15 protein-coding genes are annotated in these 14993 nt (G+C 56.3%); 7 read left to right on the top strand and 8 right to left on the bottom strand.

Translation table 11 applies throughout. The features are described 5' to 3' along the window. Nucleotides 1-1895, bottom strand: a 1895-nt coding sequence (locus tag ACI9KD_RS14680; protein ID WP_414981925.1) for a TonB-dependent receptor family protein, incomplete at its 3' end; no start/stop codon positions are given. A gap of 259 nt (nucleotides 1896-2154) precedes the next feature. Between ACI9KD_RS14680 and ACI9KD_RS14675 the strand changes: the two genes are divergently transcribed. Beyond that, complete coding sequence (locus ACI9KD_RS14675; RefSeq protein ID WP_414981924.1) at nucleotides 2155-2493, top strand: P-II family nitrogen regulator; 339 nt, start codon at nucleotides 2155-2157, stop codon at nucleotides 2491-2493. Nucleotides 2494-2858: 365 nt separating this feature from the next. Here the strand turns inward: ACI9KD_RS14675 and ACI9KD_RS14670 are convergent, their stop codons facing one another. The 7 genes from ACI9KD_RS14670 to argH form a co-directional block, all read right to left on the bottom strand. Then, nucleotides 2859-3596, bottom strand: coding sequence for an HAD family hydrolase (locus tag ACI9KD_RS14670; protein WP_414981923.1), 738 nt, complete (start codon nucleotides 3594-3596; stop codon nucleotides 2859-2861). After that, the gene (xerC, locus tag ACI9KD_RS14665) at nucleotides 3596-4531 is read right to left on the bottom strand and encodes a tyrosine recombinase XerC (protein ID WP_414981922.1); all 936 of its coding nucleotides are present in this window, start codon (nucleotides 4529-4531) and stop codon (nucleotides 3596-3598) included. The genes ACI9KD_RS14670 and xerC overlap by 1 nt, the downstream gene beginning before the upstream one ends. Nucleotides 4532-4534: 3 nt before the next feature. Next, the gene (locus tag ACI9KD_RS14660) at nucleotides 4535-5191 is read right to left on the bottom strand and encodes a DUF484 family protein (protein ID WP_414981921.1); all 657 of its coding nucleotides are present in this window, start codon (nucleotides 5189-5191) and stop codon (nucleotides 4535-4537) included. A gap of 107 nt (nucleotides 5192-5298) precedes the next feature. Further along, nucleotides 5299-6129 carry a diaminopimelate epimerase gene (dapF, locus tag ACI9KD_RS14655; RefSeq protein WP_414981920.1) on the bottom strand — a complete coding sequence of 277 codons (831 nt, stop codon included), beginning with the start codon at nucleotides 6127-6129 and terminating at the stop codon, nucleotides 5299-5301. A 27-nt stretch (nucleotides 6130-6156) separates the two neighbouring features. Then, nucleotides 6157-7401: a diaminopimelate decarboxylase gene (gene lysA / locus ACI9KD_RS14650; RefSeq protein WP_414981919.1), complete on the bottom strand. Its 1245-nt coding sequence runs from the start codon at nucleotides 7399-7401 to the stop codon at nucleotides 6157-6159. A gap of 6 nt (nucleotides 7402-7407) precedes the next feature. Beyond that, the gene (gene lptM / locus ACI9KD_RS14645; RefSeq protein ID WP_414981918.1) at nucleotides 7408-7617 is read right to left on the bottom strand and encodes an LPS translocon maturation chaperone LptM; all 210 of its coding nucleotides are present in this window, start codon (nucleotides 7615-7617) and stop codon (nucleotides 7408-7410) included. A 45-nt stretch (nucleotides 7618-7662) separates the two neighbouring features. Beyond that, nucleotides 7663-9060: an argininosuccinate lyase gene (gene argH, locus ACI9KD_RS14640; RefSeq protein WP_414981917.1), complete on the bottom strand. Its 1398-nt coding sequence runs from the start codon at nucleotides 9058-9060 to the stop codon at nucleotides 7663-7665. 208 nt (nucleotides 9061-9268) lie between these two features. Between argH and ACI9KD_RS14635 the strand changes: the two genes are divergently transcribed. The 6 genes from ACI9KD_RS14635 to ACI9KD_RS14610 all read left to right on the top strand — a co-directional run. Next, complete coding sequence (locus tag ACI9KD_RS14635; protein WP_414981916.1) at nucleotides 9269-10339, top strand: sensor histidine kinase; 1071 nt, start codon at nucleotides 9269-9271, stop codon at nucleotides 10337-10339. Further along, nucleotides 10336-11055 (top strand): LytR/AlgR family response regulator transcription factor, encoded by a 720-nt coding sequence (locus ACI9KD_RS14630; protein ID WP_414981915.1) that lies wholly within the window; start codon nucleotides 10336-10338, stop codon nucleotides 11053-11055. Before ACI9KD_RS14635 ends, ACI9KD_RS14630 begins: the two co-directional genes overlap by 4 nt. Nucleotides 11056-11104: 49 nt before the next feature. Then, nucleotides 11105-12031, top strand: a complete 927-nt coding sequence (gene hemC, locus ACI9KD_RS14625; protein ID WP_414981914.1) for a hydroxymethylbilane synthase — start codon at nucleotides 11105-11107, stop codon at nucleotides 12029-12031. Next, nucleotides 12021-12812: a uroporphyrinogen-III synthase gene (locus tag ACI9KD_RS14620; protein WP_414981913.1), complete on the top strand. Its 792-nt coding sequence runs from the start codon at nucleotides 12021-12023 to the stop codon at nucleotides 12810-12812. The genes hemC and ACI9KD_RS14620 overlap by 11 nt, the downstream gene beginning before the upstream one ends. Then, nucleotides 12802-14124: a uroporphyrinogen-III C-methyltransferase gene (locus ACI9KD_RS14615; protein ID WP_414981912.1), complete on the top strand. Its 1323-nt coding sequence runs from the start codon at nucleotides 12802-12804 to the stop codon at nucleotides 14122-14124. The genes ACI9KD_RS14620 and ACI9KD_RS14615 overlap by 11 nt, the downstream gene beginning before the upstream one ends. 4 nt (nucleotides 14125-14128) lie before the next feature. Then, nucleotides 14129-14993: heme biosynthesis HemY N-terminal domain-containing protein (locus ACI9KD_RS14610; RefSeq protein WP_414981911.1), on the top strand; the 865-nt coding region annotated here is incomplete at its 3' end.

The following is a 14993-nucleotide window of genomic DNA, read 5'->3' as shown; positions in this document are numbered from 1 at the left end:
GCGTAATTGTCCCAGTTCATAGCTGTCTCGAGCCCCATTCGCAGGCTGAGCGTATTCTGTGGAACCGAGGCGAGGGTGTCGCCGTCATCGAACCCTTCCTCCGGGTTGTCACGACTGATCGCCGCGTCTGTGTAGGTGTATGCAAGATCAATAGGAGCATTCATGTTGCCAAAGCTGAGCACGGTGCTCGCTTGCAGCTCTAGGCCCTGAATGACCGCTTGACCCGTAGTAAACGCACCGGCAGTTGCACCATTGCTGCACGGGTTGGCGTTAGAACAGTTTTCTGTTTTGTTGTCAAAATCGCTGTAAAAGGCAATGGCTTCCAAGTACCAGCTGCCCGTATAACGGACTCCTGCTTCCCAGTTGATGCTTGTCTCGGCCTCTTCAAAGTCCTGCGCACCACCGCCAAGTGGTGAGAATCCTCGGTGCACGCCTGCCAGCGCCTGCCACTTATCACTGAGCTCATAGGTGAACGATGCCCCCGGCAGCCATTCGCTGGAGTTGTTGCTGCGACGGCTTGGGCCGGTCTCGCGATCGGGATCCGAAAACTGCCGCCGACTGCTATCGACATCTTCGTAGCGCAGCGCAAGATTCAGATTCAGTGCACTGTTCAGTTGCCAGCTATCAACGATCCAGCCGGAGAGCGCTTGGGCGTCCTCCAGGCGATTATTACTCCCCGTCGGCTCAATACGCCCAGAGAGCAGCAGCTCCCCATTAATCTGATCGTAAACATCGATGGGCTGGAAGCGATCCATTTCGTCTTCGTGGATGCGTGCGCCGTAGCTCAGGCTGTGGTCGCCAAAGCTTTGGTCGAAGTTGAGTTCTATGCCCCGGGACTCATAGTCGCGATTGTTGTGCTTGTATCCGAGCCCGAAAGTGTCGGCGCTACCGTCAAGAATCGCCTGAGCCGTTGTATCCCCGGCATTGGCTGCGCTCACAAAGGAGTTGCCACCGCTAAGCTTGAACCAGTCCCTAGAAAAGTTGTTTTGGTAGGCCGTAACCGTCAGCGACAGATCATCGCTTACTTGCAGTCCATAGCGGAGGCTCACACCCGCGTGATAGTTATTCATCTGATCCACAGACGATAGTCCGTAGCGGCGGTCTTCGTTGTTGGCAAAATTAGCGTCCGTGAGGCCCAGGTAGGTCTCGTTGGATACCTCGTTGGAATACTGCGCTTTAAAGAGAAGAGACTGACGCTCGCCGGTCCAGGCGAGTTTCACCAGATAATCCTCGATGTCGTAGCCGCTGTCGTTTCCGCGGTCGATTTCCTTAAAGCCATCGCTGCGCCGTTGGGCTGTTTCCAGCAGAAAGCCAAATTGACCGTATTGGCCGCCGACGTTGGCCAAGAGATCCTGCTCGCCGTTCTGTCCGGCCCGAAGGTCAAGATTGCCGCTCAGAGCTTCGGGTATTGGGGTAGAGATCATGTTCACAACACCGCCCGTCGTCTGCGGGCCGTAGCGTAGCAGCGGTGCGCCTTTGAGTACTTCTACACTGTGCATACGCATCGTGGTGGGGAAGTAGTAAGCGGAGGGGTTGGAGTAGGGGGCCGGCGCCATCATTACACCGTCTTCCATGAGGGTGATTTTTGAAGACCGCTCGGATGTGGCGCCGCGAATCCCGATGTTCGGGCGGAGGCCGTAGCCATCTTCTTCACGGATATAGATGCCGGGCACGGTTTTCAGTAGCTGATTGATATCATTGGCAAATTCGATCTGGAACTGCTCTTCGCCGACCAAGGCGGCGGAGCCGGGAAGTGAGCGAACATCGTCTGTGTTAGCAAAAACAAACACCTCTTCAACGGCCTGCACTGCGGTGGTGAAGGTGGCGGCAGTCAGAACGGCGGATACAACCAGCACCAAAGAAGTGTGGCGGAAGCAGATGTGGCTGTTGTTCATTATGCTCTCCAAGCATTACTGGGGGAGTCGAGGTAGTGACCCTAACCCAAATGATGTTACTGACTAAATGATAAAGTTACAATAAATAAGAATCATTCTCGTTAGTATTTACATTTTCGGGGTGAATCATCGTTTGTTTGAGACGGGGAACTCTCGTTTTCTTTGACGTAATGGCGGTGCCATAGATGCGAAGCGCTTGCAGCCGGATACCTTGAGTCCCTATCATCGGCTATCAATTCAAGACCAGAGCAGTGCTGCCATGAAACTCATTACCGCGATCATCAAGCCGTTCAAACTCGACGATGTCCGATCCGCACTCGCCGACGTAGGGGTTCAGGGTATTACTGTGACTGAAGTTAAGGGCTTTGGTCGCCAGAAAGGACACACTGAGCTGTATCGCGGTGCCGAGTACGTGGTGGACTTCCTGCCTAAGATCAAAGTCGAGGTAGCCGTGGGTGATGCTCAGCTGGATGCCTCTGTCGAGGCAATCGTGTCCGCGGCCGATACGGGCAAGATTGGTGACGGCAAGATTTTTGTATCCAGCCTTGAGCAGGTGATTCGTATCCGAACCCGGGAAACCGGCGAGGAAGCTATCTAATTACCCCGGTGCACTAATCTCCCTCGAGTGAAGACCATCGAAGTACCGGGGAGGAGAAAGCCGCAGGCGGCTTTGCAAGCATCGAACGTGCATACCTGCGTCTAACGTTCTGGCAGACGCTCTTGTCTCTTGCTGGTGTATCCACCGGTGGCGTCGCACTTTATGCAGCCCCTGGGGAGCCTTAGGCAGTACGTCAACAAACGCCAGCCACCGTGTGGGCTTATGTGCAGGTGACGATCAAAGATCTGTACGCGATGACTAGGCCGAATTCACACTGGAGCTAAATACTGTGGGTGTGGGTCCCGCCCACATGTGCGAGATGCAGTGTCCTAGCTACGGCGGTGCCCGTTTTGGCAACTAGTTGTTTATCGCGCAGCTTTACTTAACTGCAGCTCAAGTTGTGTCACGGCCGCAGGTAACTCGCCGATAGCTTTGATCGTCGCGTGCGGCGCATAGCCTTCGCTGCTATGAACCGAGGGCCAGGATGTCCCGTCAGCATTGAGCCATATGGCATGCATGCCTACCTGCAGAGCGCCTATAACGTCGTGCTCTGGGTTGTCTCCGACATGCAAGATTTCGCTAGCGTCGACGCCGGTAGTGCTCAAAGCCGCACGGAACATATCAGGGGCCGGTTTGCTGGCCCCGATGTCTTCTGCAAGAAACGCAAAATCGAAGTATTCGCCAGCATCTGTTTTGTACACATCGGCGTTGCCGTTGGTTAGGGCTCCGAGTCGAAAGCGTCGGGCTAGAGTCTCGAGAACTGTCAGAGCTTCGCTATAGAGTTCGACTATTTGTCGCTCGGCAAGAAAGACCTCAAAGGCCTGACGTGCACCATCTCTGGCTGCCTCTTCGTCATACCCTGCTGCGCGTTGGAGCTCCTGAAGGAATAATTGGCGCATCCCGCTGACATTGTGAGCCAGTTCTGGATGGGCTTTCCAAACACGCTTCTTCAGGCTCCACAGTTCATCATGACTGATATCGTCGATGGCGCCGGGGCGGTGCGTCAGCAGCCACTCCCGCTGTACTTCTTCGGCGCGCAGCAGTGCCGGCTCGACGTCCCAGAGCGTATTGTCGAGATCGAAGGTCACGACTTTGATGGGCATTAGCTGTCTTCATCCTTTCGTTTTCGCGCCCTGGGATGAGCGCCGTCGTAGACTTTGGCCAAATGTTGGAAATCAAGATGAGTGTAAATCTGGGTGGTAGAGATATCACTGTGTCCCAGTAACTCTTGTACGGCCCGCAGGTCACCACTGGATTCCAGTAGGTGGCTGGCAAAGGAGTGGCGAAGCATATGCGGGTGAACATTCCGACCCAGTCCATTGCGTTCTGCCAGGAGCTGAATCCGTGATTGTATGGAGCGCTCACTGATACGTCTGCCGCGACCACTCACAAAAAGGGCCTGTGCGTCCGCAGGGTTTGAGGGTGTTGGCCGATGGGGAAGATAAGCATCGATAGCATTGATAGCTGCACGGCCCACGGGCACCGTGCGCGTTTTACTGCCTTTACCCGTTACGGATATGAGGCTCTGACTTCGGTCGATATCGTGGACGTTCACCGCGCGCAACTCTGCAAGACGCAAACCCGAGGAGTAGAGCAGTTCGGCCATGGCTAAATCACGGAGCTGCAGTGGGTCATTGTCGTCGGCGCGCAAATACACGCCGACTTGATCCGCTTCGAGGGTTCCCGGTAGCTTGCGTCGCTTTCGGGGGGCTTGCACCGCCAGCGCAGGGTTTCGACGTTGCCCGGTATCTCTGCTTTCCCATTGAAAATAGGCGCGTAAAGCAGAGAGGCGACGTTGCAGGCTGTTGGGCGCCAAACCTGTCCTATGCCCCTGAGCGAGCCATTGACGGACATGGCTCTCCTGAACATTCCTACAGGTATCTAAGGCCTGCTGTTGGCAAAAGCCCTCGAAGCTGTCGAGGTCTCTGCGGTAGGCCGCGACGGTGTGCATGGAGAGTCTGCGCACACTTCGGAGGTACTCCAGGAACGCGGCGATTCGCTGTGCCAGGCTCGCCGATAGAGGGGCGGGGCCAGACATCGCTTAGGATCGATCGAGCCGTATCAGTAGCCCCGCGACGACTTCGGCAGCAAACTCCAAAAACAGCGTACCCATGTCACTATCGTAGTGGTTGGCATTGGAGCTGCCCACGGCCAGTGCGCCCAGGGATTTGCCATCACTTTGAATGAGGGCAATAGCGGCCGAGCCAACAATTTTTGCGCCGGGAAACAGAAAGCTGAAGTCCTCAGCTCTCAGCGCGCCGCAGCCAGCGGATCCGCGAGCCAACAATGATCCCAGCTTGCCTTTGAGTTGTGATTCCGGGACGCGGCGCACCGGATCCGAGTGTTCATCCGCGTCATCAAAGAGCATCAAGCCCCCGTACTCGATATCAAAAGCTTCACGCAGCACTTTGATGAGCGCTGACTCAAGTTCTGCGAGGTTTCGCGCGGGCAGTAAGCCAAGCACCAGCTCCCGGGTATCGGAAAACATTTGATCGTTGTCTTTTGCTGTGCTCCCAAGATCTCTGAGACGATGGCGTAGATCAACGTTTCTATCGCGAAGGACGCTCACCTGACGTTCCACCAGAGAAACTGCAGCACCGGTTGAGTGAGGGATTTGTATGAGCCCCAGAAGCTCGGGATTCTTCTGAAAATAGTCGGGGTTCTGTACTAGAAAGTCACGAACATCGTCTTCGTCCACGGGTCTGTTTGCCTCTTTTACTCAACTAGAAAAGCGGGGCAATGCTCCCGCCGATAAACCTTTACTAAACATAGCGCTAAAACTGTTCCCAGAATAAAGGCTGGGGACTACAGCCTGATAGTACCTTCGAAACTGATGGCTGTTGGACCGGTCATAAGCACCGAACTGTCATCGCCTTGCCAGTGAATGTTCAGCTTACCCCCGGTCAATTCCACTGTCACCCGATCATCCAGCCAGCCCATGCGTCGACCGTAGACCACGGCCGCACAAGCGCCGGATCCGCAGGCCTCGGTTTCGCCAACGCCGCGCTCAAAGACGCGCAAACGAACGTTTTTTCGGTCCACAATCTCTAAAAATCCGGCGTTGCTTCCCTCGGGAAAATCCACGTGGCTTCGAATCGCTTCACCGAGTCTTTCCAGGCTTCCATCGTCCACAGTATCCACACGCAAAACGGCATGTGGATTACCCATGGAAACTGCGCCAATGCGTAGCTGTTCGCCGGCGGCCATGAGATCGTACTCTGCGGCCACGCAATCCCGACGCAAGGGGATGTCTTTGGGGGCAAATTGTGGAGGACCCATGTCGACCTCCACCTCGTGGTTATCCCGAATCGTCAGCGTCATGAGACTACTGCCAGTCTCTACCACCATTTTTTGCAGGTGTGTGAGTCGTCGATGGCGCACGAAACGCGCGAAGCAGCGAGCGCCATTGCCACATTGTCCGGCCTCACTGCCATCCGCATTGAAGATGCGGTAGCGAAAGTCGGCGTCGGGTTGCCCGGGGGGTTCGACCAGGAGCACTTGATCACAACCGATACCCCGACGGCGGTCGGCAATTTTCCGGATATCCCTCGGCCTCAGCTTGATGCGTTGGCTGATGGTATCGATCATGACGAAATCGTTTCCCGCGCCATGCATTTTCGTGAATTTCACTGGCATATGATTGTTGTTGTCCGGCTTGTCGATTCACTGCGGCAAACGATGTTCGCCGCGCAACAGGTCTTCTATGGTCTCCCGCTCCCTAATGAGGTGAGCGCTATCGCCATCAATCATAACTTCTGCAGCCCGAGGCCGGGTGTTGTAGTTGGAACTCATCACAAAGCCGTAGGCACCTGCCCCGTGGATGGCCAGAAGAGTATCGGGAGTCAGTGCCAGCTCGCGATCCTTGCCAAGAAAGTCCCCGGTCTCGCAAACCGGCCCCACAACGTTCCAAAGACGCGGTTGGGCGTCGTTCGGACTTGTGGCCTGGATATCGACCCAGGCCTGATACAGCGCTGGACGAATAAAGTCATTCATTGCGGCATCGACCAGCGCGAAGCTGTGGGTATCGGTTTCTTTGAGGTAGTGAACGCGAGTCAGCAGTACGCCGGCATTGGCGACAATAGAGCGCCCCGGCTCAAACACCAGGCATAGATTGCGATCACCCAGAGCCTTGCGTACCGCGGCAATATAATCAGCTACGGCAGGGGGCTCCTCGTCTCGGTACCGCACACCGATACCGCCGCCGAGGTCCAGGTGATGTATGTGGATGCCCTCGGCTTCCAGGACATCGACCATGAGCAGCAGCTGCTGCAGAGCATCCAGCAGCGGTGACATATCCACAAGCTGGGATCCGATATGGCAGTCCAGCCCCTTGACATCAATGTTTGCCAGTGTCTTGGCACGGCGTAGTAGTGCCATGGCTGCATCAGTAGCGACACCGAACTTGTTTTCTCGCAGTCCCGTGGAGATGTAAGGGTGGGTGCCCGCGTCGACATCTGGATTGACGCGTACTGACACCGGTGCGCGAAGATTCATCTCCGCGGCGACAGATTGGAGTACTTCAAGCTCGGCTTCGGATTCAACGTTGAAACAGCGAATACCGACTTGCAAGGCCCGGCGCATCTCATCCCGACGTTTAACGACACCCGAAAACACGACTTTGCCGGGATCACCGCCTGCGGCGAGCACCCGTTCCAGCTCGCCTAGGGAGACAATGTCAAAGCCAGCGCCGCAGCGCGCTAGAGTATCCAGCACGGCAATGTTGGAGTTGGCTTTTACCGCATAGCAAACAAGATGCTCGCAGCCCTTGAGCGCCTCATGATACTGGGCAAGCGCGGCCTCCATGGCTGCGCGGGAGTACACGTAGCACGGTGTGCCGTATTCTTTTGCGATGGCCTCGCAATCCAGTTCTTCTGCGAACAAACGCTCGTTACGGTAGGTGAATCCCATGGTGCTTCAGTTGCCTCGTCCTGGTGCTGTCTCATCATCGGCAGCCGAGGACTCCGCTGCCGGCTGCTCCGGCAGGGGCTGATACAGAGGCCCCATCTGACCACAGCCTGTAAGCGTCAGTGCAAGCGCACACGCTAGGCTGTGGCTCAGGGTCGCCGTCTTCCCTGGCGAGCGTCGCCTGTGCCTGAGGATGTTGAATGTCAGTAAATGCTGCATGCTGCCACGCAAAAAGGATAGGAGTATAAACGCCCGCTCCCCCACCTAGCGAGTCTCCAGAGCCCTACCCGCATTGATTGCGGCTATGCGTACTTGTGCTGGCGCCGTGCCGCCCAAATGATCCCGGGCAGCGACGGAGCCTTCCACGGTCAAGACGTCGAATACATCGGCCTCGATGAGGGTGCTGAAGCTTTGGAGCGCGGACAGCGACATGTCAGCAAGGTCCAGCTCTTGTCTCACACCTTCGGCCACGGCTTTGCCCACAATCTCATGCGCATCGCGAAAGGCTAAACCTTTGCGCACCAGATAATCCGCAAGGTCTGTGGCGGTAGCAAATCCGGCTTTGGCGGCCTCCCGGAGACGCTCTTTGCGCGGCATAACATGCGGCATCATGTCGGCGAACGCCCGGAGGCAGTCCAAAACCGTGTCGATGCAGTCAAAGAGCGGTTCTTTGTCTTCCTGATTGTCTTTGTTGTAAGCCAGCGGCTGTCCTTTCATGAGCGTAAGCAACGCTACTAAGTGGCCGGTGACCCGACCGGTTTTACCTCGAACCAACTCAGGTACATCCGGGTTTTTCTTTTGGGGCATGATGGATGAACCGGTACAAAAGCGATCCGGCAGCTCGACAAACTGAAACTGTGCCGATGTCCACAGCACCAGTTCTTCACTCATGCGTGATAGATGCGTGAGGATCAGTGCCGATGCCGCAGCGAATTCAATGGCAAAGTCGCGATCTGAGACCGAGTCCAGCGAGTTATTTGTGGGCTGAGTGAATCCGAGCGCGGCGGCGGTCAGCTCGCGATCAATAGGGAAGGTCGTTCCCGCCAACGCCGCTGCGCCCAGGGGGCATTGGTTCATACGTTTGCGACAGTCCATAAGACGACTGTAGTCGCGTTCAAGCATTTCGTTCCAGGCCAGCATATGATGGCCAAAGGTTACCGGTTGCGCACCTTGCAGATGCGTAAAGCCGGGCATGATGGTGGCGGCGTGAGTGCTGGCCAGCTCAATTAAGCCTGTTTGTAGGCGAGTGAGTTCTGCGGCAATGGCATCAATTGCATCTCGGAGGTATAAGCGGATATCTGTCGCGACCTGATCGTTACGTGAGCGACCTGTATGCAGTTTTTTTCCCGCTTCGCCGATGAGCGCGGTCAGTCGTGCCTCGATGTTCATGTGCACATCTTCCCGTTCGACAGACCAGGGAAACGTGTTGCTGTTGATTTCTTGTTGCACGGTCGCCAGGCCATCTTCGATGGACTCAAGCTCCTCCTTGCTCAAAATATCCGTGGCGGCGAGCATGCGCGCATGCGCCAAAGAGCCGCGAATATCCTGCTCCGCCATGCGCTGGTCGAAACTTACGGAGGCGGTGAAACGCTGCACGAAGCTGTCTGTAGCCTCGCTGAAGCGTCCACCCCAAAGGCTGGGACTGTCGCTCTGATCCGACATACTGTGACTATTCCTATAAATGCGGTGTCTAACCGGGCTGTTTCTTGTCCCGGTCTGGAAGGCGTGCAAGTATATCAGCGCGCTGGACCGTGAATATGTGATTCACTCGGTGTCTGGTAACAATACGCTTCTTCCAGATTTGGTTTGTAAGCGCTGTTGTGGATTAATTTTGTACTAATTTTTTGTAGTGATAGCCCGGAGGTCCAGTATGCAGAGCCCGCGGCCCCCAGCGACCGACAATACAGAGCCTCGTGATGATGGCTTTATTATCCCCGACCTCTGCGCAGCACAGGCCGTGTTTCTCGCCGTGCTTTTGGCGGAACTGATGGTGTTGCTGCACGTGCTGGCGTTGGGGCCATTGGCAGAGTTTGACTGGCGGTTACTGGGTACGGGATCTATTTTCGTGCAGTGGAACGTACTGTTGTGCATCGCAATTATCTGTCGCCTGCGACAAGGTTTACTCCATTTCACGCCGGCTGCCGCTGCGGCGGTCTGTTTGGGCGTTGTCCTGTTGGTAAGCACACTGTCCAGTGTGCTGGTGTTTCGGTTCTATCCACTGCTTGGGCCTCAGAGTGGTGGCCTCACAGACTGGGCGCTACGTAATGCTCTGCTGGCCCTGATTCTTGCGGCAATCGTTTTGCGCTATGCCTATTTGCAGCAGCGGGTGGCGTTGCAGCAGCGAAGCGAGTTGCAGCTGAGACTGGATGCTCTGCGCGCACGAATTCGACCACACTTTTTGTTTAATACACTCAATAGCATTGCCAGCCTTATCGCTGTGCAGCCAGATCGTGCGGAGCAGGCTATCGAGGATGTGGCGGAGCTGTTTCGTGCCGCGCTGTCCGGGGATGGTCGCGACAGCAGTCTGGGTGAGGAATGCCGTCTCTGTGAACTCTACCTGGAGATTGAGCGCTTACGTCTGGGAGATCGGCTCATCGTGGACTGGGAGATAGATAAGGCTTTAAGCGATACGACCTTGCCCGCTCTGCTGCTGCAGCCCTTGGTTGAAAATGCGGTCTATCACGGTATTTCTCAGCGCCCCAAAGGCGGTACGGTACGAATCCGTGCGTGGCGGGAGTCCTCGCTGCTCTGTGTAGAAGTACATAACCCGGTGCCTCAGCGAGTCGTTGATCGGCCTGGTGGTAATCGCATTGCCTTGGACAACATTCGGCAACGGCTGGATGCGCAGTACGGCGCGTCCGCATCACTCTTAGTGGGTTTGGAGCCTGATGGCTATCGGGCGCGAATAAGCATCCCCCTTGAGCGGGAGGTCCCTGCGTGAAGATTCTAGTTGTTGATGATGAGCCTCTCGCCAGGCAGCGACTACTTCGCCTTCTGACAAGATTGCGACCAGATGACGACTTGTTTGAAGCGGCCAATGGCGTCGAAGCACTTGAGCAGGTGCGCAAGGAGCAGCCGCAGATTTTGCTTCTGGATATTCGAATGCCAGAGATGGATGGCGTCGAAGTCGCAGCACAGTTGCTACATGAGCCAGCTGCTCCGGCGGTCATTTTTTGCACGGCTTATGATGAGTACGCTTTAGCAGCCCTACGCAATCACGCCATCGCCTATCTTTTCAAGCCCGTGCGCGAGCGGGAGTTGGAGCGTGCGCTGCAGGCAGCGGTGCGGGTTAATCGGGCCCAGCTGGATTCTCTTGGGGTAGCGGGCGCTGGCCGGGATCAAGTGGTCAGCGTTGGGCACAGGGGAATAGAAAGCCTGCAGCTTGCCGACATTCGTTGTTTCCTGGCGGAAGACAAGTACGTGCGAGCCTGCGCTCCCAGCGGGGAAATTCTACTCAGCGAGTCGCTCAAAGATTTGGAAGCCGAATTTAACGGGCGTTTCCTGCGGGTTCATCGCAACGCACTGGTGGCCAGAGCACATATTTTGCGGATGCTTCGCGCGGATGACGGCTGGTTGGTGGAGCTTGCGGATGTTGCCGAGCGGCCTCAGGTGAGCCGTCGTCATCTCAGTGAAATTAAGGCGGCAATGACGGCGTAGGCCTGAGCTCTCAAATGCTATTATTAGGTTTTTGCTCTACTGAGTTTCCATGCCTGCTGACGTTGTTATTGCCACCCGAGAAAGCCCACTTGCCTTGTGGCAGGCCTACTTTGTTCGCGACTCTTTGCTGGAGATGCATCCGGGTATTAGCGTAGAGCTTCTGGGGATGACCAGCCGAGGCGATCAGATTCTGGATGTACCACTGGCAAAGGTAGGTGGTAAAGGCCTGTTCGTCAAAGAGCTAGAGACTGCATTACTGGATGGCCGCGCGCACATCGCTGTGCACTCTATGAAAGATCTCCCCATGGGGTTTCCCGAAGGTCTAGAGCTTGGGGTGATTTGCGAGCGCGAAGAGCCTGCCGATGCTTTTGTGAGCAACGGCTACGAAAATCTTGATGCGCTGCCAGCCGGCGCTGTCGTGGGCACTTCCAGTCTGCGCCGGGAGTGCCAGTTACGTGCGAATCGCCGGGATCTCACGGTTCGATTTCTCAGAGGCAATGTCAATACACGTCTTCGCAAGCTCGATGAAGGGGAGTACGACGCGATCATACTGGCTTGTGCTGGCTTGATTCGTTTGGAGATGGCCGGGCGTATTCGCGCGCGCATTCCCGTCACCGAATCGCTTCCCGCGGGAGGTCAGGGTGCTGTCGGCATTGAAGTACGCAGCGATGACATTGCCACCCAAAAGCTGCTTGCACCACTCAATCACGGACCCACAGCCGAGTGCGTATTGGCCGAGCGAGCGCTGAATCGTCGCCTTCAGGGTGGCTGCGAAGTGCCCATTGCCGCGTATGCGGTGCATGAGGGAGATCAGCTGTGGTTGCGCGGCCTCGTCGGTCGACCCGATGGCAGCAATACTTTACGTGCCGATGCTCGGGGTAATCGCGATCATCCTGAGGCTCTGGGTATTTCGGTAGCCGATGCACTTCTTGAAGCAGGCGCGGCAGCGATACTCGCCGAGGTTTATGAGCGCTGAGCCGCGCGTTCTGGTTACCCGGCCTCTAGATCAGGCCGATAGCCTGATGTCGTCACTCGGCAAAGCCGGCTTTACGCCCTTGCATATGCCCATGTTGACGATTGACCCTGTTGATCCTTTACCGGGTGTTCAGCGTCAGCGAATACTTGATCTTGATCGCTACGAACATGTCATTTTTGTGAGCGCCAATGCGGCGCGCCTGGGGATGGCATGCATTCACGATTATTGGCCGCAACTTCCTCTGGGGCAGATCTATTGGGCGGTGGGGGAGAGTACGGCGCTTTGTCTGGAGGCAGAGGGTTTGCAGGTCGCTCGTCCCAAGAGCGATATGAGCAGCGAGGGCCTACTAGCGATGCCCGGTTTGGCGGATTTGCAGTCGCAGCAGGTTTTGATCGTCAAAGGTGAGGGGGGTCGCAAATTTCTCGAGCAGCAATTACGGGAGCGTGGCGCCAAGGTAGACTCTTTGGAGTGCTACAAACGGGGCCTTGCTGTGCAGGATGCCCAAGAATGTCGCGACTTGGTCGCGATGCAGGAACTGGCGCTTATTTTGGTCAGCAGCGGGGAAGGTTTGGAGCGGCTGTCAGGTTTGCTTCAGCCCCGAGAACACACTAACTTAGCGATGATAACGTTGCTGGTGCCTTCGCTGCGAGTAGCAGAGCAGGCCGGCCAGCTTGGTTGGGAGCGCGTCGAGCAGGCCGGAAATGCCTCTGATTCCGCCATGTTGGCGGCCGCGACAACCTGGCGCAAGGCGCATCTTGGGAGACACGGTATTGAGCGATGAGAAAAATCAGGATGATCCAGGCAGCGCGATTGACGCTGAGATCACTGATGTCCAAAACACAGATGCTGAGTCTGTCGATGCCGATGGGCAGGCCGCTGTATCCAAACCGTCCAGTACAGTCGCATCTGCAGCAAGTCCAGAGGCAATAACGGTGACCCCCGCATCAGCGCCTGTGGCTCCCCCCGCGGCGCCTCAGCGCTCGGGCGCTACACCTATCGCCTGGCTAGCCTTGCTACTGGTGCTGGTAATGGCTGTCGGTGTTTTTTATCTCATCACTGATATGCAACGTCGTGAAGGACTGTTGCTTCAGCGAGTGCAGGGCCTGGAGTCAGTGTCCGGACAGGACGTTACAACCTTTGATCAGATGCGTGACAACCTCCAGCGCAAAATCGAGCTCGAGGTAGAGGCTATCCAGGCCCGGCAACAGCGTGCGGGGGAGGATCTTCGACGCGCTCTGGAAACACAGCAAAGCCAGGTGAGTCGACTGGAATCGGCTACTAACGATGTGGCGGGAAGTGTGCAGCGCGTCGTTGATGAGCAGTTAGCAGGGTTACAGCGCGCGCTGCGCGAGCAGCAGCAGCGTATTAATGATCTCACCGTTGAGGATCGTGAAAGCTGGCAGCTCGCGGAGGTGCAGTACCTTCTGCGTTTAGCCAATCAACGCTTGATTATGACCGGCGACAACGTGTCTGCTGAGGCCCTACTGCGAAGCGCGGACACTGTTTTACGGGCCATGGATGATGCGGACCTCCATGGCCTGCGTTCAGCGGTTGCCGCTGACGTGGCGGCTTTGCGTGCCGTGCCCAAGCTGGATATTCAAGGGCTGTATTTGCGTCTCGATGCGCTGATACGCCAGACGGATGCACTCGTCCTATTTGAGTTACCCGAGCGTCGAGTGGAGATGGAGCCCATAGCTGGAGAAGACTGGCAGACGCGACTGTCTCAAGGTTATGAAATGGCCCTGAGCAAATTGTCTGAATACATTGTTGTGAGTCGCCGCGACGTGCCCGTCGAGACCCTCATGGACCCGCAGTACGAAGGACTGGTTCGGCAAAATATGCGCATGCTGCTCGAGCAAGCCCAGGTGGCCATGCTCTCTGGCAATGAGCTGCTATTTCGCCAGAGCCTGGAGCGGGCCGAAGGTTGGGTGACACAGTTTTTTAAAGCCGACGAGCAGTCCGCAGTGGCGATGGCCGAGGAGCTTAGGCTCATTCGGGATGAGCGTGTGTCGGTTAGCTTGCCTGACCTCAACGCCTCTCTTGTGGCTTTGGATACTGTGATGCAGGCGCGCCTCGCGCGCAGCGGTAACTAGAGCGATGGGCGGCTTATTTGTTATTGCACTGCTGGCGCTGGTCGCTGGTGTGGGTATTGTCGCGCTGATCGAGACAGAGCCTGGATACCTGCTCATTGCCTACGGTGGTTACACGGTAGAGACCAGTTTTTGGGTGGGAATCCTACTTATCGCAACGGTCGTACTGCTTTTGTATGCGTCCGTACGCTTTCTGCATCGTCTTGTTACCAGCCCTGCCAATGTCTTGAACTGGGCGGGGGAGCGTCGCCTTCGCCAATCAGCGCGGCTCACCAGTCGTGGACTGATCAATTTTGTAGAGGGCAATTGGGCACGATCTCGAAAGCAGTTACTGCGAGGCGCTCGCTATAGCGAATCGCCTTTGCTTAATTATCTGTTGTCGGCGCGGGCGAGTTACCGCCTTCAGGAGCCCGAGGAGATGCGCCGCCATTTGATGCAAGCTGCGGAGAGCGATCTTGAGGCGATAATTGCCGTAGACCTTACTCAAGCAGAGCTGCAGTTAAACGATCGGCAATACGAAAAGGCATTGAAAACACTCGAAGCTGCTAGGAAAAGCCCGGGGAAGCATCCCCAGGTACTGCATCTCCTGTGTAAAGCCTTTGACGGTCTTGGCGATATCGAAGCGCTGCTGGCTTTGCTTCCGGCGCTGCGTAAGCACCGTGTAAGCGGGGCTTTGGAGCTTGATGAGCTTGAGGCACGTGTTTATCACGATCTATTGGAGCAGGCGGCCGTTACCGGTGACGCTGCACTGCTGAAGGCTCGCTGGAAAAAGTACCCCGCACGGCTCGTAGACGATGAGACTGTGCAGTTGCATTATCTTTCTTCACTTCTTGTTTGCGATGAAGTCCCCACCGTGGAGCGAGAAATTGAGC

Origin of the sequence: Congregibacter sp., assembly GCF_047617445.1 — a bacterium.
Taxonomy (GTDB): Bacteria; Pseudomonadota; Gammaproteobacteria; order Pseudomonadales; family Halieaceae; genus Congregibacter.
Note: the sequence above shows the minus strand (reverse complement) of the source record. Positions and strands in the feature narration are given on the sequence as shown.